This is a genomic window from Streptomyces sp. NBC_00237 (assembly GCF_026342435.1).
Classification (GTDB): Bacteria; Actinomycetota; Actinomycetes; order Streptomycetales; family Streptomycetaceae; genus Streptomyces.
In genome coordinates, this window is sequence record NZ_JAPEMT010000001.1 from 1,683,966 (window position 1) to 1,706,640 (window position 22,675).

The window sequence follows — 22,675 nt, forward strand, 5'->3', positions numbered from 1 at the left end:
GATGGCCACCAGGAAGAATTCGACCGACGATCCGCTCGCCCCCGTCACCCTCGCCGTGGGGCAGGAGGACCTGCTGCTCGACCGCGCCGTGCAGCAGGTCGTGGCGGCGGCCCGCGCCGCCGACTCCGACACCGACGTGCGCGACCTCACGCCCGACAAGCTGGAGCCCGGCACCCTCGCCGAGCTGACCAGCCCCTCGCTCTTCTCCGAGCGCAAGGTCGTCGTCGTGCGCAACGCCCAGGACCTCACCGCCGACACGATCAAGGACGTCAAGGCGTACCTCGGCGCCCCCGCCGAGGAGATCACCCTCGTCCTGCTGCACGCGGGCGGCGCCAAGGGCAAGGGCCTACTGGACGCGGCCCGCAAAGCGGGAGCCCGTGAGGTCGCCTGCCCCAAGACCACCAAGCCCGCCGAGCGCCTTTCGTTCGTACGGTCGGAATTCAAGGCACTCGGCCGCTCCGCCACTCCCGAGGCGTGTCAGGCGCTGGTCGACTCCATCGGCAGCGACCTGCGCGAGCTCGCCAGCGCCGTGTCCCAGCTGGTCGCGGACGTCGAGGGCACCATCGACGAGGCGATCGTCGGCCGGTACTACACGGGCCGCGCCGAGGCATCCAGCTTCACCGTCGCCGACCGTGCGGTGGAGGGCAGGGCCGCCGAGGCCCTCGAAGCCCTGCGCTGGTCGCTGTCGACGGGTGTCGCGCCCGTGCTGATCACGAGCGCCCTCGCACAGGCCGTACGGGCCATCGGCAAGCTCGCCTCCGCACCGCGCGGCGCGCGCCCCGGAGACCTCGCCCGGGACCTCGGCATGCCCCCCTGGAAGATCGACCGGGTGCGCCAGCAGATGCGCGGCTGGTCCGCCGACGGTGTCGCGGCGGCACTGCGCGCGGTCGCCGACGCGGACGCGGGGGTGAAGGGCGGCGGGGACGACCCCGAGTACGCCCTGGAGAAGGCCGTGGTCGCGGTGGCGCAGGCGGCTCGGGCACGGAGCGGACGCTAGAACGCCAGAACCCCGGTCTTCCGTCCTGGGGAAGGACGGAGACCGGGGTTCTGGGTTCAAGCTGTTTTCCACCGCACCCGCGTGGCGAACGCGTTTCGGTGCGCGGCGGGGGTGTCGGGTCAGGAGCGGTAGAGAGGGTCCGCTGAATCCTGGCGCCGACGATTCACTACAGGTACCTCAGAGCTGAATGCTCAGGCCTGCAGGGTGGCGACCTTGGCAGCCAGCGCCGACTTCTTGTTGGCGGCGGCGTTCTTGTGGATGACACCCTTGCTGGCGGCCTTGTCGAGCGCGCGGGAAGCGTCGCGAACGGCCAGCGTGGCCTTCTCGACGTCACCGGCGACGACGGCCTCGCGGGCCTTGCGCACGGCGGTCTTGACCGACGACTTGACGGCCTTGTTGCGCAGGCGCGCCTTCTCGTTGGTCTTGTTCCGCTTGATCTGGGACTTGATGTTCGCCACGAAAGAGCCTTTACAGGTTCGGTTGAATCTCGATGTGTGCGCCCCGCCACCCGCAAGGGTCACGAGACACAGCTGCCCAGGTTACCAGCCGTCCCCCGACCGGCCCAAACCGGCCGCAGGCCCCCGGCCATGGGACCATGGGAAGACTTCACAACTTCCGGACCGAGACGAGAACGACGCACGCGCGCGCCCGACGCACACCGCCGCGACGCATCCGCAGTGCCGTCTTCTCAAGAATCAGGACCCTGCGTGCCCGCGACTCCTCTCCACGTGCCCGAGCCGAGCCGTACCGACCCGGCACTGCTCCGCAACTTCTGCATCATCGCGCACATCGACCACGGCAAGTCGACGCTTGCCGACCGGATGCTCCAGCTGACCGGTGTGGTCGACCAGCGGCAGATGCGTGCCCAGTACCTCGACCGCATGGACATCGAGCGCGAGCGCGGCATCACCATCAAGTCCCAGGCAGTACGTCTGCCCTGGGCGCCCACCGAGGGCGAGGGCAAGGGCAAGACCCACATCCTCAACATGATCGACACTCCGGGCCACGTGGACTTCACCTACGAGGTCTCCCGCTCGCTGGCCGCCTGTGAGGGCACGGTCCTGCTGGTCGACGCGGCGCAGGGCATCGAGGCGCAGACCCTCGCCAACCTGTACCTGGCGATGGAGAACGACCTCGCGATCGTCCCCGTACTGAACAAGATCGACCTCCCGGCCGCCCAGCCGGAGAAGTTCTCCGAGGAGCTCGCCAACCTCATCGGCTGCCAGCCCGAGGACGTGCTGAAGGTCTCCGCGAAGACCGGCGTCGGCGTCGACGCGCTGCTCGACCGCGTCGTGCGCGACGTACCGGCCCCGGTCGGCGTCAAGGACGCGCCCGCCCGCGCGATGATCTTCGACTCGGTCTACGACTCGTACCGCGGCGTCGTGACGTACGTCCGTGTGGTCGACGGCCAGCTCAACAAGCGCGAGCGCATCAAGATGATGTCGACCGGCGCCACCCACGAGCTGCTGGAGATCGGTGTCTCCTCGCCCGAGATGACGCCGTCCGACGGTCTCGGCGTCGGCGAGGTCGGCTACATCATCACCGGTGTGAAGGACGTCCGGCAGTCCAAGGTCGGTGACACCATCACCTCGCTGAACAAGGGGGCGACGGAGGCGCTCGGCGGCTACAAGGACCCGAAGCCGATGGTCTTCTCCGGCCTGTACCCGCTCGACGGCTCCGAGTACCCGGACCTGCGCGAGGCCCTCGACAAGCTCCAGCTCAACGACGCCGCCCTGGTGTACGAGCCGGAGACCTCCGCGGCGCTCGGCTTCGGCTTCCGCGTCGGCTTCCTCGGCCTGCTGCACCTCGACGTGATCCGCGAGCGCCTGGAGCGCGAGTTCGGCCTCGACCTCATCGCGACCGCGCCCAACGTGGTGTACCGCGTGGTCATGGAGGACCGCAGCGAGCACATCGTCACCAACCCGAGCGAATTCCCCGAGGGCAAGATCTCGGACGTCTTCGAGCCGGTCGTACGGGCCACGATCCTCGCCCCCAGCGAGTTCATCGGCGCCATCATGGAGCTCTGCCAGACCCGCCGCGGCACGCTCATCGGCATGGACTACCTCTCCGAGGACCGTGTCGAGATCCGCTACACGCTGCCGCTGGCGGAAATCGTCTTCGACTTCTTCGACCAGCTGAAGTCCAAGACCCGCGGTTACGCCTCCCTCGACTACGAGCCCACCGGCGAGCAGTCCGCCGCGCTCGTCAAGGTCGACATCCTGCTGCACGGCGACAAGGTCGACGCTTTTTCCGCCGTCACGCACAAGGACGCGGCGTACGCGTACGGGGTGCGCCTCGTCGCCAAGCTGCGCGAGCTCATCCCGCGCCAGGCATTCGAGGTGCCCATCCAGGCGGCCATCGGCTCCCGGGTCATCGCCCGCGAGACGATCCGCGCCATCCGCAAGGACGTTCTCGCCAAGTGCTACGGCGGCGACATCTCCCGCAAGCGGAAGCTCCTGGAGAAGCAGAAGGAGGGCAAGAAGCGCATGAAGATGGTCGGCAGCGTCGAGGTTCCGCAGGACGCGTTCATCGCGGTGCTCTCCAGCGACGAATCCGGGGGCAAGGCCAAGAAGTAGGCGGCCCGACCGCGCGGCATACAGGTGGAGCGAGGAGTAGCCGTCCGCCTGAGAACAACGGCAAAGCGCTGAATCCGAATGAACCCCGGAGGCTTTGCCGAGCGATTCCCATGAAAGCGCCCGTCCGATCCACGGACGGGCGCTTCCTGCGTTTCGGCCCCCCCCGGCGGCCGTTCCGGCCGTCGCGGCTTCCCCCGTGAGCTGAGTGCTCGCGTACGAACACAGCTGAGGCAGGGCCCGCCGCGCCATGGCGCGGCGGGCCCTGCCCGCCGTTCGGGTCTGCCGGGGGCCCTGCCCGACCCGTTATGAAAAGGAGGGCCCGGGGACCCTTACGCACCAGGCCCATGCGCTCTAGTCTGATCACTGATCGTTTGTTACTCGCCAGTTAAATACCAGCCAGTCGCGCAGCAATGCCGTGGGCCCGGAGGACGTCGTGAGCGACACACAGACCATGATCGAGAACCGGCCGCCGTCCGTTGCGGCCCTCTTCATCGAGCGCGTGGCCGCCACGCCCGACGGAGACGCCTACCGGTATCCGGTGCCGCCGTCCAGCGGCCGGGGACCCGACGAGTGGCGCTCGCTGAGCTGGGCGCAGGCCGCCCAGCGGGTGTACGCGATCGGTGCGGGCCTCATCGAGTTGGGCGTACGGCCCGAGGAGCGCGTCGCCCTCGCCTCCAACACGCGGGTGGAGTGGATCCTCAGCGACCTCGGCGTCATGTGTGCCGGAGCGGCCACCACCACCATCTACCCCTCCACCAATGCCGAGGAGTCGGCGTACATCCTCTCCGACTCCGAGAGCCGCGTCCTGATCGCCGAGGACGCCGCCCAGCTGGCCAAGGCCCGCGAGAAGCGCGCGGAGCTCCCGAACCTGGCACACGTCGTCGTCGTGAACGCCGAGGACGCCCAGGCCGTCGAAGGCGACCCGGAGGGCTGGGTGCTCTCGCTCGCCGACCTGGAGGCCCGCGGAGCGGCGTACCTGGAGAAGAACCCGGGGGCGGTCAAGGAGCGCGTCGCCGCGATCACCGCCGAGCAGCTCGCCACCCTCATCTACACCTCCGGCACCACCGGCCGCCCCAAGGGCGTACGGCTGCCGCACGACTGCTGGTCGTACATGGCGAAGGCGACCGTCGCGACCGGACTGATCAACAAGGACGACGTCCAGTACCTGTGGCTGCCGCTGGCGCACGTCTTCGGCAAGGTGCTCACCTCGGGGCAGATCGAGGTCGGGCACGTCACCGCCGTCGACGGCCGCATCGACAAGATCATCGAGAATCTGCCGGTCGTGCAGCCGACGTACATGGCCGCCGTGCCGCGCATCTTCGAGAAGGTCTACAACGGCGTCGCCTCCAAGGCGCGGGCCGGTGGCGGAGCCAAGTACAAGATCTTCCAGTGGGCGGCTGGCGTCGCCCGTGAGTACGCGAAGGTCACGCAGGACAACTTCCGGCGCACCGGACAGGCCACCGCGCCGTTCGGCCTGAACGCCAAGCACAAGGTCGCCGACGCCCTCGTCTTCTCCAAGATTCGCGAAGCGTTCGGCGGGCGGCTGCGTGCTTGTGTGTCCGGCTCGGCGGCGCTCGCTCCCGACATCGGGTACTTCTTCTCCGGCGCCGGAATCCACATCCTGGAGGGGTACGGGCTCACCGAGTCCAGTGCCGCCAGCTTTGTGAACCCGGGTGAGGCGTACCGAACCGGCACCGTCGGCAAGCCGCTCCCCGGCACCGAGGTCCGCATCGCCGAGGACGGCGAGATCCTGCTCCGCGGCCCCGGCGTGATGCAGGGCTACCACGGGCTGCCGGAGAAGACGGCCGAAGTCCTGGAGTCCGACGGCTGGTTCCACACCGGTGACATCGGCGAGCTGTCCGCGGACGGCTATCTGAGGATCACCGACCGTAAAAAGGACCTCATCAAGACGTCCGGAGGCAAATACATCTCGCCCGCCGAGGTCGAGGGACAGTTCAAGGCGGTCTGTCCCTACGTCTCCAACATCCTCGTGCACGGCGCGGACCGGAACTTCTGCACGGCCCTCATCTCCCTCGACGAGCCGACGATCCTCGGCTGGGCGAAGGAACAGGGCCTGAAGGCGACGTCGTACGCGGACATCGTCGCGGCCCCCGAGACGCAGTCCCTCGTGGAGGGTTACGTCAAGGAGCTCAACGAGGGCCTCCAGCGCTGGCAGACCATCAAGAAGTTCCGGCTGCTGCCCCGCGACCTGGACGTCGAGAACGGTGAGCTGACACCCAGCCTGAAGTTGAAGAGGCCCGTCGTCGAGCGCGAGTACAAGCACCTGATCGACGAGATGTACGCGGGTTCCAGGGAAGCCTGAGGTCTCCGCAGTACGTGAGTGGGTTCCCTGACGATACGGAGTTGCGCCGCGCCCCTGGCCGTTGCGGCCGCGGCGCATCTCCGTCAGGGTCTCCTGCATGCGGGCCACCTGTTCCCGCAGGGGTGAGGAGGCGTTCGGGCACTCCGCCTCCACCTGTTCCCCGATCTGCGCCAACTGTTCGGCGAGCAGCCCGAACTGGCGCCGCTCCTGGGCGAGCATCCGTTCCGGCTGACGGTTCTTGCGGCGCAGTTCCAGGAACACGTTGACTTTGGCGCAGCACCCAGGAGGGCGAGCTTGGAATCCAGCCGGTCCTTGGCGCGGGTCGTTTCGCGGCGGTTGGACACCACCAGGTTGATGTTGTCTTGAGTTCGGAGACCTCGCCGCGGGTCTCCACGGTGATCGAGCGGGACATGTCGCCCTGGGCGACGGCGGACGCCACCTCGGCGATGGGGCGCACCTGGGTGGTCAGGTTGTCCGCCATGTAGTTGACGTTGTCGGTGAGGTCTTTCCAGACGCCGGAGGCGCCGTGCACCTGGGCGCGGCCGCCCAGCTGGCCCACCGTGCCGACTTCGCGGGCGACGCGGGTGACTTCGTCGGCGAAGGCCGAGAGCTGGTCGACCATCGTGATCACGGTCAGCTTCAGTTCGAGCAGCTCGCCGGTGGCCTCGACGGTGGCCGTACGGGTGAGGTCACCACGGGCCACCGCCGTCGTCACCGCCGCGATGTCACGCACCTGCGCCGTCAGCCGGGACGCCCTCGTGTTCACGGCCTCCGTCACGTCCAGCCAACTGCCCGAAAGTCCCGGCACCTTGGTGCGGCCGCCGAGCCGTCCCTGGGGTCGACCTTCCGGGCCACCCGGGTGACCTCGCCCGTGAACAGGAAAAGCTGGTCGACCACTCTTGTTGACCGTGCACCCGATTCGACGCAGGTCGTCGTGCCACTGCCGGTTCCCGTCGTGCAGATCGACGCACTGGGTGGGGTCGCCGCCCGCCACGGCGTCCAGCACCCGTGTGGCGTTCACCTCGGGCACCACCAGGGCGTGCCGTGCCGGACGACTTCCCTGCGCACCCGGACCGGTTCCGCACCGTAGTGCTCTTCGCGGGTGGCGATCTGATGGAAGACGGCGGACAGTTCGGCCGGTGTCTTTTCTTGCGTCTTTGGCAGCCGCACCCGGAAGTCGCCGTCCCGCAGAGCGGTCATCGCGGCGAGCAGAGGGCGCAACTCGGAGGCGTGCACCCAGTCCTGGCCGGGGTGGTCCGCCGAGCGGGAGCCGTCGGCCGACGCGATTCCTGGGCTGGTGGCAGTACGTGATCCTGGGCGGTCGCCGGAGCGGACACCTGGGCGCGAAACGGCACGATCTTCGTTCATTGAGGCCCACTTCGGTGACTCGGTGCTTATGGGCGGGCTCAGTCTGTCACCCTGTGGTTGTCGCGAGCGGCGCATTGCGACAACCGATCAGTCGTAGGCGGCGCGCTGCGACAACCGATCAGGAGCCGCACCGTGACACCCATTCCGATGCAGCGGGACGCCGTGGCCCGTGCTACCGCCCCGCGGGCAGGGAGGCACGAGATCCAGCCCTACGTCCGCACCAACCTGCCCGGCAATCCGCTCGCCCCGTCCGCTGCCCGCAAGTTCCTGCGGGCCGCCATCGTGGACTGGACGGGCACCCCCCTGCTGCCCACCGACGAGAAATTCGTCGGCCGCCTCGCCGACGACGCTTGCCTCATCGTCAACGAACTCGTCACCAACGCGGTGGTGCACGCCGGCACGACCGTCGAACTGCTCTGCCGCATCGAGCCCGCGGGCGCCACCAGCGAGGCCGCCACACTCGTCATCGAGGTCTCCGACCACCACCCCTCCCGGGTCGTGCGCAACGAACCGCAGCGCCGTGATCGCTCCGGCGCCCCCGAGTACGGCCGGGGACTGCACCTCGTCGCCGGGCTCGCCGAGAGCTGGGGTGTCACCTACCGGACCGGCCTCAAGACCGTCTGGGCCGCCCTCCCGCTGGAGGGCTGGCAGCCGTCACCCGTCGACGAACCCACCCTCACGCCCGCCACCCTCGCCTCGCAGCGGGCCCTCCAGCGCGGACTGAGGGCCGCCGAGATCCTCGCCCCGCTGCCCCGGCGGCCGATGCGCGACGAGGACCCCGACTGGATCAACCGCGGCGCCCTGTCGTTCCTCGCCGAGGCGTCCGACCTGCTCGCCGGACAGTTCGACCAGGACATGGTGGTGGCGCTCGCCGCACAGCTCCTGGTGCCCCGCCTCGCCGACTGGTGCGCCGTGTGGCTCGACCCGGAGGGCGGCGGCCCGTCGGCGGAGCCGCGGCTCGCCCGGGTCTGGCACGCGCGCGAGGCGTGCGTGGAGGAGCTGCGCATCCTGCTGGAGAAGGAACCGCCCCAGGTGCCGGACTCCGCCCGCGGCGGCCCCGTGCCACTGCCCTGGCCGGGCGCGGGCGAGAGCTTCGGAGGGGCCGGTGCGGTGCTCGCCTGCCGCATGGTGGTGGGTGGGCGCAGGGTCGGCGTCCTGATGCTCGGCAGAGCCGGGATAGCGCGCATCCCGGACGAGGTCACCGGACTGATCGAGGACTTCGTCCGCAGGGTCGCACTCGCGGTGGGCGCCGCCCGCCGCTACACCCAGCAGGCCACCATCTCGCACGTTCTCCAGCGTGCCCTGCTGCCCAGCCAGGTCGCCGAGATCCCCGGCTTGACCAGCAAACTCGTCTACCAGCCGCGCGGTGAGGGGCTTGCCGGGGGCGACTTCTACGACGTCTTCCACGCCGCCGAAGGACGCTGGTGCTTCGCGTTGGGCGACGTTCAGGGGAACGGCCCCGAGGCGGCTGTGGTCACCGGGCTGGTGCGCCCGTGGCTGCGGTTGCTCGCGCGCGAGGGCTATCAGGTGTCGGAGGTGCTGGACCGGCTCAACAGGCTGCTCCTCGACGACGCGACGGAGTCCGCCGACGCAGCCGCCCGGCTCGTTGCGGCGGCCGGTGGACAGGAGCTCCCCGACGGGCCGCAGGCACGGTTCCTGTCGATGCTGTACGGGGAGCTGGAGCCGCTGACGGAGGCGGACGGCGGCGGGGTGCGGTGCACGGTCTCCAGCGCCGGGCATCCGCTGCCGCTGGTGCTGCGGCCCGACGGGCAGGTACGGGCTGTGGGCCGCCCGGGAGTGCTGCTCGGGGTGCTCGACGACGCGGCGTACGGGAGCGAGACGTTCGTCCTGGCACCGGGGGAGACGCTGCTGGGCGTCACCGACGGGGTGACCGAGCGCCGCAGCGGCCGGGTGATGTTCGACGACGAGGAAGGGCTCGCGGTGGAACTGGCCCAGTGCGTGGGGCTCTCGGCGCAAGGGGTGGCGGAGCGGATCACCCGGGCGGTGCACTCCTTCGCGTCCGAGCCGCCCGACGACGACCTGGCGCTGTTGGTGCTCCAGGCCGAGTAGGCCGGTGCGCAGAGGCCCGGACCGGGGTGGGACGGGGAAGGGGCGCGGAGGGCGGACAATGGGGGCATGCCTTCCGTACTGCCTGATGGTGAGCCCATGCCCGAGGACGGGGCGCTGCCTCTCGACGCGCTGCGGGAAGCGGGGGAGCGGCCCCTCGGGTTCTATCTGCACGTGCCGTACTGCGCGACGCGCTGCGGCTACTGCGACTTCAACACCTACACGGCGACCGAGCTGCGCGGTTCGGGCGGCGCCCTCGCCTCGCGCGACAACTACGCGGCGACGCTGATCGAGGAAGTGCGCCTCGCGCGCAAGGTGCTCGGAGACGACCCCAGGCCGGTGCGCACGGTGTTCGTGGGCGGCGGCACTCCCACCCTGCTGCCCGCCGCCGATCTCGTACGGATGCTGGGGGCCATCCGCGAGGAGTTCGGCCTCGCCGACGACTGCGAGGTCACCACCGAGGCGAACCCGGAGTCGGTGAACCCGGCCTATCTGGCGGAGCTGCGCGAGGGCGGCTTCAACCGGGTCTCCTTCGGCATGCAGAGCGCCAAGCAGCACGTACTGAAGATCCTGGACCGCACGCACACCCCCGGGCGGCCCGAAGCGTGTGTCGCGGAGGCGCGGGCGGCCGGGTTCGACCATGTGAACCTCGACCTGATCTACGGCACCCCGGGGGAGTCCGACGCCGACTGGCAGGCGTCCCTCGACGCGGCGATCGGCGCGGGCCCCGACCACGTGAGCGCGTACGCCCTGATCGTCGAGGAGGGGACCCAGCTGGCCCGGCGCATCCGTCGCGGCGAGGTCCCGATGACCGACGACGACGTGCACGCGGACCGCTACCTGATGACGGAGCAGGCGCTCTCGGCAGCCGGGTTCTCCTGGTACGAGGTCTCCAACTGGGCCACCTCCGAAGCGGGTCGCTGCCTGCACAACGAGCTGTACTGGCGCGGCGCCGACTGGTGGGGAGCGGGTCCCGGAGCACACAGCCACGTCGGTGGCGTCCGGTGGTGGAACGTGAAGCATCCCGGCGCCTACGCACAGGCGCTGGGCGACGGGAAGTCCCCGGGCGCCGGACGCGAGGTGCTGTCCGACGAGGACCGCAGGGTCGAGCGCATCCTCCTCGAACTGCGCCTCGTGGAGGGCTGCGAGCTCTCACTGCTGAAGCCCGCGGGGCTCGCCGCCGCGGAGAAGGCGGTAAGGGGCGGCCTCCTAGAGGACGGTCCTTACACCGAGGGACGGGCGGTCCTCACCCTGCGCGGCAGGCTGCTCGCGGACGCGGTGGTGCGGGACCTGGTGGACTGACCGCCGGGTGGAGGCCGGCCCTCGCGGAGACCGACGGCCGGGCCCGGCGCCACTCACCCCGGAGGGATGTCGCCGACCGTCACGTGATCGATGAGGTGTTCCACCGCACCGAGCAGGGACGGCTCAAGGTCCTTGTACGAGCGCACCCGCCCCAGGATGTGCTGCCAGGCAGCCCCGGTGTTCTCGGGCCAGCCCAGGGCCCGGCACACGCCCGTCTTCCAGTCCTGGCCGCGCGGGACCCGCGGCCAGGCGGGGATGCCGACGGAGGACGGCTTCACGGCCTCCCAGACGTCGATGTAGGGGTGCCCGACGACCAGGACGTTCGCGTCCGTCACCTGTGCGGCGATCCGGGACTCCTTGGAACCGGGCACCAGGTGGTCGACGAGGACGCCCAGCCTGGCGTCCGGGCCCGGTGCGAACCCGGCGACGATCGACGGCAGGTCGTCGATGCCCTCCAGGTACTCCACGACGACGCCCTCGATGCGCAGGTCGTCGCCCCACACCCGCTCCACCAGCTCCGCGTCGTGCCGCCCCTCCACATAGATGCGGCCCGCTCGCGCCACGCGCGCGCGGGCGTGGGCGACGGCGACGGATCCCGAAGCGGTACGGGCGGGACGCGCGGGACCGGCTCCCGAGGACGGCCGCACCAGCGTCACGGGCGCACCTTCGTAGAGGAAGCCCGCCGGTGCCATCGGGAACACCCGGTGCTTGCCGAAGCGGTCCTCCAGGGTGACCGTGGGACCCTCCGCCGTCTTCTCGGTACGGACCACCGCACCGCAGAAGCCCGTCGACTCCTCCTCCACCACCAGGTCGTACTCGGCGGGCAGTTCGGGGACGGGCTTCGGCTTCTTCCACGGCGGCGTGAAGTCCGGGCTGTAGCTGCGCATTCGTCAGACGCTACGACACGCACCGCGGAGCCAGCCAGGCGTCCCCGAAACGGCGCGCCAGCGCGTCCCGTTGGGCCCGTACGAACGCCGCGTCCACCGCCGCCCCGTGCCCCGGCACGTACACGGCGTCCTCACCGCCCAGCGCGAGGAGGCGGTCCAGGGCCTCGGGCCACCTCCTGCCGACCGCGTCAGGGCCCGCCTGCGGCTCTCCCGACTCCTCCACCAGGTCTCCGCAGAAGACGACCTCGGGGCCGCCCTCCACGCCCGGTACGAGGGCCACCAGGTCGTGGCTGCTGTGCGCGGGACCCAGGTTGGCGAACAGCACGCTGCGCCCGCCGCCCAGATCCAGGGTGCGTTCGTCGGACACCAGGTGCTGCGGGGCGCGCAGCAGCTCCGACGCCTCGGCGGCCGCGTCCTGCGGCACACCCTGCCGGGCCGCGTCCGTGGCCATCGACTCGCGCTGCGAGGTCAGCAGGGTGTCCATGCCGGCCGCGGCGAAGACCTCGACGCCGGCGAACACCCCCGTTCCCAGGACGTGGTCGAAGTGCGGGTGGCTGAGAGCGACGTGCGTCACTCTGCGGCCGAGGAGCGCCTCGGCCTGCATCCGTACCTCCGCACCCTCGCGCAGCGTCGATCCCGTGTCGTACAGCAGCGCCCCCTGCCCGCCTGTCACCAGGCCGACCGTGGCGTCCCAGCCCGGCAGGCGACGCCTGCCGACGCCCGGAGCGAGACGTTCCCAGCCGGCCTCTTCCCATCGCATGTCCATACCGTGACGCTAGCGTGAGCAGCCGCCCTTGCCCGGGATGTGCCCCGCCGCCGTACACTGGCCCGGGGAATCGCTGGCACTCGCCCACAGGGAGTGCCAAGCGGGACACCGGGGCACAAGCTCCACATGTCCGATCTGCACCAGGGAACATCACGGCTTGGAGGTGTGCGCGATGCTCAGTGAACGCAGACTTGAAGTGCTGCGCGCCATCGTCCAGGACTACGTCGGCACGGAGGAGCCCGTCGGCTCCAAGGCCCTCACCGAGCGGCACCAGCTCGGCGTCTCCCCGGCCACCGTGCGCAACGACATGGCGGCCCTGGAGGACGAGGGATTCATCGCCCAGCCGCACACCAGCGCAGGGCGCATCCCCACCGACAAGGGATACCGGCTGTTCGTCGACCGGCTCGCCGGGGTGAAGCCCCTGTCGACGCCGGAACGGCGTGCCATCCAGAACTTCCTGGACGCCTCCGTCGACCTGGACGACGTCGTCGCCCGCACCGTGCGGCTGCTCGCGCAGCTCACCCGGCAGGTGGCCGTCGTGCAGTACCCGTCGCTGACGCGTTCCACGGTGCGGCATGTGGAACTTCTCTCACTGGCACCCGCCCGGCTGATGCTGGTGCTGATCACCGACACCGGCCGCGTCGAGCAGCGGATGATCGACTGCCCGGCGCCGTTCGGCGAGACGTCTCTCGCGGATCTGCGGGCGCGGCTCAACAGCCGGGTCGTGGGCCGTAGGTTCGCCGACGTGCCGCAACTGGTGCAGGACCTTTCCGAGTCGTTCGAGCCGGAGGACAGGGGAACCGTTTCGACGGTTCTCGCGACTCTCCTTGAGACGCTCGTCGAGGAGACCGAGGAACGGCTGATGATCGGCGGCACCGCCAATCTCACCCGCTTCGGCCATGACTTCCCGCTCACCATCCGCCCCGTACTGGAGGCGCTGGAGGAGCAGGTCGTCCTGCTGAAGCTGCTCGGCGAGGCCACCGAATCCGGCATGACGGTGCGCATCGGGCACGAGAACGCCCATGAAGGACTCAGTTCAACGTCCGTGGTCGCAGTCGGCTACGGTTCGGGCGACGAGGCAGTCGCCAAACTAGGCGTGGTCGGACCGACCCGCATGGACTACCCCGGAACGATGGGAGCGGTACGCGCAGTGGCACGTTACGTCGGACAGATCCTGGCGGAGTCGTAAGTGGCCACGGACTACTACGCCGTTCTCGGCGTGCGCCGCGACTCTTCCCAGGACGAGATCAAGAAGGCGTTCAGGCGCCTCGCTCGTGAGCTTCACCCGGACGTCAATCCGGACCCGAAGACCCAGGAGCGCTTCAAGGAGATCAACGCCGCCTACGAGGTGTTGTCGGACCCGCAGAAGAAGCAGGTCTACGACCTCGGCGGCGACCCGCTGTCCGCCTCCGGCGGAGGCGGTGCGGGCGGCTTCGGCCAGGGCGGTTTCGGAAACTTCTCCGACATCATGGACGCCTTCTTCGGTACGGCGTCCCAGCGCGGCCCGCGCTCGCGCACCCGCCGCGGCCAGGACGCCATGATCCGCCTGGAGATCGACCTCAACGAGGCGACCTTCGGCACCACCAAGGAGATCCAGGTCGACACCGCCGTCGTCTGCACCACGTGCAGCGGCGAGGGTGCGGCTCCCGGGACCTCCGCGCAGACCTGTGACATGTGTCGCGGGCGCGGAGAGGTCTCGCAGGTCACCCGGTCGTTCCTCGGCCAGGTCATGACCTCGCGGCCCTGCCCGCAGTGCCAGGGCTTCGGCACGGTCGTGCCGACGCCGTGCCCGGAGTGCGCCGGAGACGGCCGGGTCCGCTCCCGTCGCACCCTGACGGTGAAGATCCCGGCCGGTGTCGACAACGGCACCCGCATCCAGCTCGCGGGCGAGGGCGAGGTCGGCCCCGGCGGCGGCCCCGCGGGCGACCTGTACGTGGAGATCCACGAGCAGCCGCACCCCACCTTCCAGCGGCGCGGCGACGACCTGCACTGCACGGTGACCATCCCGATGACGGCGGGCGCGCTCGGCACGAAGGTGCCGCTGGAAACGCTCGACGGGGTCGAGGACATCGACATCCGGCCCGGTACGCAGTCGGGCCAGTCGGTGCCGCTGCACGGGCGCGGAGTGACGCACCTGCGGGGCGGTGGCCGAGGCGACCTCATCGTGCACGTCGAGGTGCTGACGCCGTCGAAGCTGGACCCGCAGCAGGAGGACCTGCTGCGCCAGCTCGCGAAGCTGCGCGGCGAGGAGCGGCCCACGGGGCAGTTCCAGCCGGGGCAGCAGGGACTGTTCTCGCGGTTGAAGGACGCCTTCAACGGGCGCTGAGCCGTTGGCACCCGTGCTGGGGGTCCGGGGGTCGTCCCCCGGGGGACACAGTCAGCCGGGGCAGCAGGGACTGTTCTCGCGGTTGAAGGACGCCTTCAACGGGCGCTAGAGCGTTCTTGTGACGTTCTTCGGCGGGCGCTGAGCCTGTTCGCGTCGGAGCGGGGCCGGACCACCAGGTCCGGTCCCGTTTTGGTTCGATTCGGCGGGTCGGCCGTGTCGTGAAACGATGCGGGCATGTCTGTTGAGACCCGGGTGGTGCCCGCGCTGGGAGAGCTGTGCCGGCGCGGAATCGTGGCCGCGCCCATGGCCGGCGGGGTGTCCCGCCCCGAGCTGGCCGCCGCCGTGTCGGAGGCGGGCGGGCTCGGTTTCCTCGCCGCCGGGTACAAGACCGCCGACGGGATGTACGAGGAGATCAAGCAGCTGCGCGCACTGACCTCCAAGCCGTTCGGGGTCAACCTGTTCATGCCGCAGCCCGCCGCCGACCCCGCGGCCCTCGACCTGTACAGGCAGCAGCTCGCGAGCGAGAGCGCCTGGTACGAGACGCCGATCGCCGAGCGCGACGACCACGGCACCGACGACGGGTACGAGGCCAAGCTGGCGCTCCTCGTCGACGATCCGGTGCCGGTGGTGTCCTTCGCCTTCGGATGTCCCTCCAGGGACGAGCTCGACGCCCTGGCGAACGCACGGACCTTCACGATCGTCACCGTCACCACTCCGGAGGAGGCGCAGGCCGCCGAGTGGGCGGGCGCGGACGCCGTGTGCGTGCAGGGCATCGAGGCGGGCGGCCACCAGAGCACCCACCGGGACGACCCGCAGACCGACGGCAGCGGAGGGCTCGGGCTGCTGTCGCTGGTGACGCAGGTCCGCGAGACCGTGCAGCTTCCGGTGATCGCCGCCGGAGGGCTGATGCGCGGGGCGCAGATCGCCGCCGTGCGGGCCGCGGGGGCGGACGCCGCGCAGCTCGGTACGGCGTTCCTGGCGTGCCCGGAGTCCGGTGCGCACGCCATGCACAAGAACGCGCTGAAGAACCCTTTGTTCGTCCGCACCGAACTCACCCGGGCGTTCTCCGGGCGCCCCGCGCGCGGTCTGGTCAATCGCTTCATGCGCGAGCACGGCCCGTACGCGCCCTCCGCGTACCCGGAGGTGCACTACATGACTGCCGGGCTGCGGCAGGCCGCCGCACGCGTCGGGGACGCCCAGGGCATGGCCCTGTGGGCGGGGCAGGGGCACCGGCTGGCCCGGGACCTGCCCGCCGGGCGGCTCGTACAGGTGTTGTCGGCCGAGGCGGACTCGGCGTGGACGGAGATGGCTTTGAGGAGGTCGACGTCATGACGGCGCCGGTGTTCGTCGTGGAGAGAGTGCCCGAGGGCGGCCAGTACGTCCTGGAGGGCCCCGAAGGCCGGCACGCGGTGTCGGTGCGACGGCTCACAGCGGGGGAGGACGTCGTCCTCGCCGACGGGCGCGGCAACGGCGCCGAAGCCGTCGTCGTCGCGGCGGAGGGCAAGGACCGGCTCGTCGTCCAGGTCACCAAGGCCGTCGTCGAGGAGGAGCCCAGGCCGCGCATCACCGTGGTGCAGGCGCTCCCCAAGGGCGACCGGGGCGAGCTGGCCGTGGAGACGATGACCGAGACCGGTGTCGACGCCGTCGTGCCGTGGCAGGCGGCGCGCTGCATCACGCAGTGGAAGGGCGAGCGGGGTGCCAAGTCCCTCGCCAAGTGGCGGGCCACCGCACGGGAGGCGGGCAAGCAGTCGCGCAGGCTGCGCTTCCCCGAGGTCGCGGACGTCATGAGCACCAAGCAGGTGGGTGCGCTTCTGGCCACGGCGGACTTCGCCGCCGTACTGCACGAGGACCGGGACGCCGACAGTGGTGCCCTGGCGCTCGCCGAGCTGCCTCAGGAAGGCTCCATCGTGCTGGTCGTCGGACCGGAGGGCGGCGTCTCCCCGCAGGAGCTGGAGCTCTTCGCGCAGGCGGGGGCCGCACCGTACCGGTTGGGCCGCAGCGTGCTCCGTACGAGCACGGCGGGCACGGCGGCCACCGCTCTGCTGCTGGGACGCACCGGACGGTGGTCCTGAACCGCGTCCGGCACAGGTGACCGGCCGCACCTGAACTGCGCAGACCACCACAGGTGTCACTCGCACACAGGGAGAGCGTCATGGAACTCGCACAAGTGAGGCTGCTGGTCTCCGACTTCGCCGCCTGTTACCGCTTCTACGGCGAGGTGCTGGGGCTGAAGCCCCAGTCCGGGTTCGCGGACGGGCCGTACGAGAAGTTCTCCCTGTCGACGGGGTCGGCGGGGATCGCACTCCAGGACAGGGCCGTGATGGCCGAGCTGCTGGGGGAGGTGGCCGACGAACCCGAGGGGCACCGGTCGTTCGTGGTGCTGCGGGTGGACGACCTGGACCGGTACTGCGAGGACATCACCGGACGGGGTGCCGTCCTGGTGCACGGGCCCGCGCCGATGACCCCACGGATGCGGGCGGCCCACCTCAAGGACCCCGAGGGGAACCTGGTGGAGCTCCAGGAGTGGCTGCTGCTCGGCGGCTGAAACGCGTCTGTCCCTCGCTCGGGGGCGGTGGGACGCTGCCTCCCATGGGGGCATGGAGGCGATTACGGCACAGGCGCACCCTCGCGGCGGCAGTCCTCGCCGGGGCGACGGTGGCAGGGGTGGCCGCCTGCGAGCCGGGCGGCGGCGGGGGCCTGAACTCCTTCGCGGTGGCCCTGACCACCGACCAGACCGGCACCCGGGCACTGGAGCGCGCCGGGATCGACGTCAACTGGATGACCTGTACGGCCACTGTCGGCGACCGCGCGAGGGTGAGCGCCGATCCGTCGGCGCGGCCCTCCCTGGTGACGTCCGCGCCGTCGGCGCGGAACATCGCGACAGTGGCGTGCGAGGGACAGACCAAGGACGGCAAGGAGATCAGAGTCGACGGGAAGGTCACCGAGGAGCGCGACGGCCGCTGTGTCCGCGGAGACCTGACGGCCGAGGTCGGCGGACGCACGGTGTTCCGGGCGAACGTGCTCGGCGACTGCTCCGCGCGCCCCACGTCCCGCCCGCCCACCTGGCGCCCGCCGCCGGAGCCCACCCAGCGGCCCACCTGGCGGCCCACCCGGACGGTCACCGCTACGGCCACCCGGCCCACCACCGCCCCCACGCCCGCCCCGGAGCCGCCCGCGCCGCGCCCCACCGTCACGGTGACCGTCACCGTCGGACCCGATCCCGCGCCGGACCCGGGACCCACGTGCGGCTGCCCCACGGGCAAGTGACCGCAAGGCCGTCGCACGGTCGGGTGGAGCGCTGGGGTCGGGCTCGGCAACTTCCTGGTTACGCTCAGCCGGTGTGCGCTGGGGGAGGGAGCGGCAGGAGGGGGGGGGCTGCTGCCGCATACCTACGTAACGCCCACCAGGGGAATTAGGTGTACGGATCTACGGTCCGCAGAGGCGCGCGGGGGAGCCGGGCCCGGCCAGAGTGGGCCCATGCCCCCCGCATACGGCCTTCCCGTCCCCCGCATTCCCCACGACCCGGCCCTCGGCGACCTTCTTGAGGTGCTCGCGGACACCCGGCTGGTGACCCTCACCGGCCCCGCCGGGGTCGGCAAGTCACACCTCGCCGCCCGCCTCGCAGAAGCCGTCACCGATCTCCCCGTGCACCGTGCCGACCTCTCCGACTGCGCGGACAACGCCCTCGTCCCGCAGACCATCGCGGCCGCCCTCCACGCGGGCACCGCACCCGGCAGCGGCACCGACCCCATGGAGGCGGTGCTGCGGCTCCTCGCGGGGCGTCGCGGCCTGCTCGTACTGGACACCTGTGAGCACGTACGGACGGGCTGCGCCTATCTGGTGGGCAGGCTGCACGACTCGTGCCCCGGCCTCCAGATCCTGGTCACCAGCCGCAGCCCGGTCGGGGTGCCCGGCGAACACCGGGTGGCGCTGCGGCCGCTGTCGCGGGAGCACACCGTCGAACTCCTGCGGGAGAAGGCGGCGGTGCAAGGGGTGGATCTGCCGGTGTTCTGGACACGGCTGCTCGCCGAGCGCCTCGACGGCGATCCGCTGAGCGTCCTGCTGGCCGCCCGCACGCTCGGCCGCAACATCACCCCGCAACAGCTGTACGGCAGCCTGTGCGAGCCGGGGGCACGGTTCGGGGTGCTCATACACGGCCCCAAGCAGCCTGCCCGGCACCGCACCCTCCTGAGGGCGATCGCCTGGAGCCACGACCTGTGCGGGCGGGCCGAACGGCTGCTGTGGGCACGGCTGTCGGCGTTCACGGGGGAGTTCACCGCGCAGCAGGTCGAGACGGTGTTCGCGGACGGCGGTGAACTGACGGCGCTGATCGAGGCGTCGGTGGTGCTGCCGGAGGAGGACGGCGCGTACCGGCTGCCGCTGGCGCACCGGGAGTACGGGCAACTGCTGCTGGCGGGGCTGGGGAAGCCGTAGGGAGGGAGGTTCCCGCGCCGCGGACAGCGACCCGAGCGGGCACCGGGGTGCACCTCCTTCATAGGGTGGCCGCATGTCCGACGAGTCACCTCTGATATCCAGCCTGCGCGCGGCCGTCGCGGCCGCCCCCGGCGACGTCCCCCTACGGCTGCACCTCGCCCACCTGCTGCTGGAGGCGGGGCACGGTGAAGCCGCCGTCACGGAGGCCGCCGTCGCCCTGACGCACGCGCCCGGCGATCCGCAGGCGCGGGAACTGATGATGCGCGCCATGGGCGGCCCCGCTGTTCCTGTCGCCCCTGCCACCCCCGCCGTGCCCGCCACCCCCGCCGCACCCCCGGAACAGCCCCAGTCACAGGGCGGGTTCGACTGGCGGGCCGCCGAGCAGGAGGTCGGCGACGTGCTGCCGCCGCGCTTCACCGCATCCGGTCACCAGGGCGGCCCCGAGGGATTCGAGCGGCCGCTCACCTCCGACGGCGGCGGCGACGCCGACGGCGCCCCCGCGTTCGACATCGAGGCCCCCGGCGGCCTGCGCCTCTCCGACGTCGGCGGCATGCAGGAGGTCAAGGAACGCCTGGAGGCCGCGTTCCTGGCACCCATGCGCAACCCGGAACTGCGCAAGCTGTTCGGCAAGAGCCTGCGCGGCGGACTGCTGCTGTACGGGCCGCCGGGATGCGGCAAGACCTTCATCGCCCGGGCCGTCGCGGGCGAACTGGGTGCCTCGTTCATGTCGGTGTCGCTCAGCGACGTCCTCGACATGTACATCGGGCAGTCCGAGAAGAACGTCCACGAGGTGTTCCGCACGGCCCGCCAGAAGGCACCCTGCGTGGTCTTCCTGGACGAGCTGGACGCCCTGGGCGCCAAGCGCAGCCGTTCCCACCACAGCGGGCTGCGCAACGCCGTCAACCAGCTCCTCGTCGAACTCGACGGCGTCGAGGGCGACAACGAGGGCGTCTTCGTCCTCGCCGCCACCAACGTCCCCTGGGACGTCGACATCGCCCTGCGCCGCCCCGGCCGCCTGGACCGCACCCTGCTGGTGCTCCCGCCGGACGAGCCCGCCCGGGAATCGATCCTGCGCTACCACCTCAAGGACCGGCCCATCGAGTCCGTCGACCTCGGCAAGCTCGTCAAGGTCACCGAGGGGTTCTCCGGGGCCGACCTCGCGCACCTCTGCGACAGCGCGTCGGAGAGCGCCCTGATGGACTCCGCGCGCACCGGCACCGTACGCATGATCAACACGAAGGACCTGCTGTCGGCGGCCAGGCAGCTGCGGCCTTCCACGGAGGCGTGGTTCTCCTCCGCGCGCAACGTCGCACTGTTCGCCAACGACGGCGGCATGTACGACGACCTGCTCGCGCACCTCAAGAAGAAGCGCAAGCTGTGAGCGGGGCGGCGGGGTCCTCCCTGGACCAGGCGGCGGACCGGGCCGACCTCCTCATAGAGGTGGGCAGGCACGCCGAGGCCCGCGAACTCCTCGCCCGGCGGCTGGCGGAGGAGCCGTCCGACGTCCGGGCCTGGGCGCGGATGTTCCGGTGCCACACGGCGGCCGGGGAGTACGAGGAGGCCGAGCGGGCCCTCGATCAGGCGTCGGCGTACGACCCGGACTACGCGTACGCCCACATCCTGCGCTCCTACTTCTTCCACGGCGCCCCCAACTGGCACAAGGCGCTGGCCGCCGGACGGGAGGCGGTCCGCTGCGCACCGGACGAGTGGAGCGCGCACGTCGCCCTCGCCCGGTCGATGACGCATCCCTTCGACCAGTGGCCCGCGGCCCTGGAGGTGGCGTTCGAGGCGGTGCGGCTGGCTCCCGGGGAGCCGGACGCGCACCACGCGGTGTACTTCTACGCCGAGCTCCTCAAGAGGCAGGACCTCGTGGAGAGTTCGGCCCGCAGCGCGCTCGCCGTCGATCCGGAGTGCACCTGGGCGCACAAGGTGCTCGCTGAGGCGAGGGCCGCCGACCCGACGGCGAAGCTCTCCGAGGTGGCCGACTCGTACGCGACGGCGCTGGGCGTGCTCCCGCAGGACCGGGAGATGCACCAGGCGCTCCGGGCCGCCGTGTACCGGATGCTGCGCGGCACCCGCTGGCTGGCGCTGTTGTGCGTGGCGATCGCCGGGGTGACGGGGCGGCTCTTCCCCGGCGGAGGCCCCGCCGACCTGCCCGTGCCGCTGGGCACCCGGCTGTACGCGCTCGCCGTCATGGGCGCGGTGTGGGGTTTCGGGGCGTGGCGGCGCTACCGGAGGATGCGTACCGGAGTGCGGCTGAGCTTCGGGGAGTTCGTCCGGACGAACTTCTGGGGCAAGGTCGCCGTCGGGCAGGCCGCGTGGTGCACGCTGTGCGCGGTCGTGGTGGTCGCCGTGCCGTGGACGGAACGGCTGGTGCCGCAGATCCTGTTCTGGCTGGCGCTCGTGCCCACCCTGCTGACCATCTGGTTCGAGCGGGCGGCGATGCGCTCGTCCGGTGCACGGGCGGGGCGGTCGTGAGGCGTGCGGTGGCGAGGCGTGCGGGCGTGAGGCGTGCGGGCGTGAGGCGTTCATGAGTCTGGAACGGGCCGAGGGGCTGTACGACCTCGGGCGGTACGAACAGGCCGCCGCCGCACTGGGAACGCACCTGGCGTCCCATCCGGACGACGCCCACGGGTGGACCCTGCTCGCCCGCAGCCTGCGCGGGGCCAAGAACCCGCAGGGCGCTCTGCACGCGGCGGACCAGGCGCTGCGGCTGGACCCGGGCAGCATCACCGCGCTGATCGTGCGGTCGGAGGAACTGGCCGCGCTGGGCAACCTCCCGGCCGCCGAGTGGTCGGCCCGGGAGGCGGTCAGGCTGGCCCCGCAGCGCTGGGGCACGCACGCCACCGTCGCGGAGGTCCTGTCGAAGGGCGGCCCGTGGCAGGTCACGGAGGCGTACGAGGTGGCCAGGCACACGGTGTCGCTCGCCCCCGAGGAGCCGTACGCGCACTTCCTGGTGGGGCTCACCGCGCACCGCCTCAAGAGGACGGACGTGGCGGTGGAGGCGTACCGCACCACCCTGCGCCTGGATCCCGGGCACGCCGCGGCCCGGCACAACCTCGCCCTGCTCGACCTGCACCACCGTCGTCGCGGCGGCTGGAAGCGGGCCGCGGAGGGCTTCGCGGAAGCATCCGTCCTCGATCCGGGGGACCGGGACGGCCGGTACAACCTGGAGGTGATGGCGTGGAACACCGTCGCCCTCGCCCGCTGGGTCGCCCTGCTGGGGCTCGCCGTCGGCATGATCACGAAGGCCGTCCAGGAGGACAGCGGGCCGGGGGCGCTCGTCGTGGGGCTGCCCGCGCTCGTGGGTATCTGGCTCCTGTGGGGGTGGTGGGTGCGCCGCAGGATGCCGGAGCGGCTGCGCGGCCCGCTGCTGCGGCTTGCCCGGGGCTGTCCGCCGGTGATGTGGATGGCGGGCGCCGTGGGACTGCTGGGTGCGCTGGGCGTCGTCCTGGCGGCGGTACCTGGGCTGCCCGCCTGGTTCCTCGGGGCGACGGTGGCACCGACGATCTGGGCGGTGTTCCTGACGTACTGGATCAGCCGCAGCGCACTGAGGCGGCGCAGCCCGTAACGGCGGGTGCCGCAGGAGCACGGGCCCCGGCCGGCCGTGCGCATCGGGCCGGTCGGGT

At 71.3% G+C, this 22,675-nt stretch carries 18 protein-coding genes and 1 pseudogene; 15 read left to right on the plus strand and 4 right to left on the minus strand.

The features are described from left to right. Position 1 precedes the first annotated feature (1 nt). Positions 2–997 (plus strand): DNA polymerase III subunit delta, encoded by a 996-nt coding sequence (holA, locus tag OG897_RS07370; RefSeq protein ID WP_266654017.1) that lies wholly within the window; start codon positions 2–4, stop codon positions 995–997. 191 nt (positions 998–1,188) lie between these two features. On the opposite strand, the gene rpsT is transcribed toward holA, so the two are convergent. Beyond that, on the minus strand, positions 1,189–1,455 hold the full coding sequence (rpsT, locus tag OG897_RS07375; RefSeq protein WP_185026347.1) for a 30S ribosomal protein S20: 267 nt from the start codon (positions 1,453–1,455) through the stop codon (positions 1,189–1,191). Between the two features lie 249 nt (positions 1,456–1,704). Here rpsT and lepA point away from each other — a divergent pair, with 249 nt between their 5' ends. Together lepA and OG897_RS07385 are read left to right on the plus strand one after the other, a co-directional pair. Beyond that, entirely contained in the window at positions 1,705–3,573 is a 1,869-nt protein-coding gene (gene lepA / locus OG897_RS07380; RefSeq protein ID WP_266654018.1) for a translation elongation factor 4, read from the plus strand. A gap of 433 nt (positions 3,574–4,006) precedes the next feature. Further along, entirely contained in the window at positions 4,007–5,896 is a 1,890-nt protein-coding gene (locus tag OG897_RS07385; RefSeq protein ID WP_266654019.1) for a long-chain fatty acid--CoA ligase, read from the plus strand. 355 nt (positions 5,897–6,251) lie between these two features. Here the strand turns inward: OG897_RS07385 and OG897_RS07390 are convergent. Further along, positions 6,252–7,096: pseudogene (locus tag OG897_RS07390) on the minus strand (HAMP domain-containing protein); the annotation flags it as partial. 315 nt (positions 7,097–7,411) lie between these two features. Between OG897_RS07390 and OG897_RS07395 the strand changes: the two are divergent. Then, positions 7,412–9,334, plus strand: coding sequence for a SpoIIE family protein phosphatase (locus OG897_RS07395; RefSeq protein ID WP_266656639.1), 1,923 nt, complete (start codon positions 7,412–7,414; stop codon positions 9,332–9,334). A gap of 66 nt (positions 9,335–9,400) precedes the next feature. Next, positions 9,401–10,633 carry a radical SAM family heme chaperone HemW gene (gene hemW / locus OG897_RS07400; protein ID WP_266654021.1) on the plus strand — a complete coding sequence of 411 codons (1,233 nt, stop codon included), beginning with the start codon at positions 9,401–9,403 and terminating at the stop codon, positions 10,631–10,633. A 53-nt stretch (positions 10,634–10,686) separates the two neighbouring features. Here hemW and OG897_RS07405 read toward each other — a convergent pair whose 3' ends face one another. Next, positions 10,687–11,520, minus strand: coding sequence for a DUF3097 domain-containing protein (locus tag OG897_RS07405; RefSeq protein ID WP_266654022.1), 834 nt, complete (start codon positions 11,518–11,520; stop codon positions 10,687–10,689). Positions 11,521–11,530: 10 nt separating this feature from the next. Continuing rightward, complete coding sequence (locus tag OG897_RS07410; protein ID WP_266654023.1) at positions 11,531–12,286, minus strand: MBL fold metallo-hydrolase; 756 nt, start codon at positions 12,284–12,286, stop codon at positions 11,531–11,533. Between the two features lie 172 nt (positions 12,287–12,458). Here OG897_RS07410 and hrcA point away from each other — a divergent pair, with 172 nt between their 5' ends. The 10 genes from hrcA to OG897_RS07460 all read left to right on the plus strand — a co-directional run bounded on the left by hrcA (position 12,459) and on the right by OG897_RS07460 (position 22,617). Continuing rightward, the gene (gene hrcA, locus OG897_RS07415) at positions 12,459–13,475 is read left to right on the plus strand and encodes a heat-inducible transcriptional repressor HrcA (RefSeq protein WP_266654024.1); all 1,017 of its coding nucleotides are present in this window, start codon (positions 12,459–12,461) and stop codon (positions 13,473–13,475) included. Then, complete coding sequence (gene dnaJ / locus OG897_RS07420; protein ID WP_266654026.1) at positions 13,476–14,612, plus strand: molecular chaperone DnaJ; 1,137 nt, start codon at positions 13,476–13,478, stop codon at positions 14,610–14,612. Between the two features lie 252 nt (positions 14,613–14,864). Next, complete coding sequence (locus OG897_RS07425) at positions 14,865–15,944, plus strand: nitronate monooxygenase (RefSeq protein ID WP_266656641.1); 1,080 nt, start codon at positions 14,865–14,867, stop codon at positions 15,942–15,944. Next, the gene (locus OG897_RS07430) at positions 15,941–16,684 is read left to right on the plus strand and encodes a 16S rRNA (uracil(1498)-N(3))-methyltransferase (RefSeq protein ID WP_266654028.1); all 744 of its coding nucleotides are present in this window, start codon (positions 15,941–15,943) and stop codon (positions 16,682–16,684) included. Before OG897_RS07425 ends, OG897_RS07430 begins: the two co-directional genes overlap by 4 nt. A gap of 80 nt (positions 16,685–16,764) precedes the next feature. Further along, the gene (locus OG897_RS07435; RefSeq protein WP_266654030.1) at positions 16,765–17,157 is read left to right on the plus strand and encodes a VOC family protein; all 393 of its coding nucleotides are present in this window, start codon (positions 16,765–16,767) and stop codon (positions 17,155–17,157) included. 44 nt (positions 17,158–17,201) lie between these two features. Then, a complete protein-coding gene (locus OG897_RS07440; RefSeq protein WP_266654032.1) occupies positions 17,202–17,879 on the plus strand; it encodes a hypothetical protein in 678 nt (225 codons plus the stop codon). 210 nt (positions 17,880–18,089) lie between these two features. After that, positions 18,090–19,046 (plus strand): AAA family ATPase, encoded by a 957-nt coding sequence (locus OG897_RS07445; RefSeq protein ID WP_266654034.1) that lies wholly within the window; start codon positions 18,090–18,092, stop codon positions 19,044–19,046. A 73-nt stretch (positions 19,047–19,119) separates the two neighbouring features. Continuing rightward, complete coding sequence (locus OG897_RS07450; protein WP_266654036.1) at positions 19,120–20,427, plus strand: 26S protease regulatory subunit; 1,308 nt, start codon at positions 19,120–19,122, stop codon at positions 20,425–20,427. Continuing rightward, entirely contained in the window at positions 20,424–21,524 is a 1,101-nt protein-coding gene (locus OG897_RS07455) for a tetratricopeptide repeat protein (protein ID WP_266654038.1), read from the plus strand. The genes OG897_RS07450 and OG897_RS07455 overlap by 4 nt, the downstream gene beginning before the upstream one ends. Before the next feature lie 52 nt (positions 21,525–21,576). Continuing rightward, positions 21,577–22,617, plus strand: coding sequence for a tetratricopeptide repeat protein (locus OG897_RS07460; RefSeq protein WP_266654040.1), 1,041 nt, complete (start codon positions 21,577–21,579; stop codon positions 22,615–22,617). Positions 22,618–22,675: the final 58 nt, after the last annotated feature.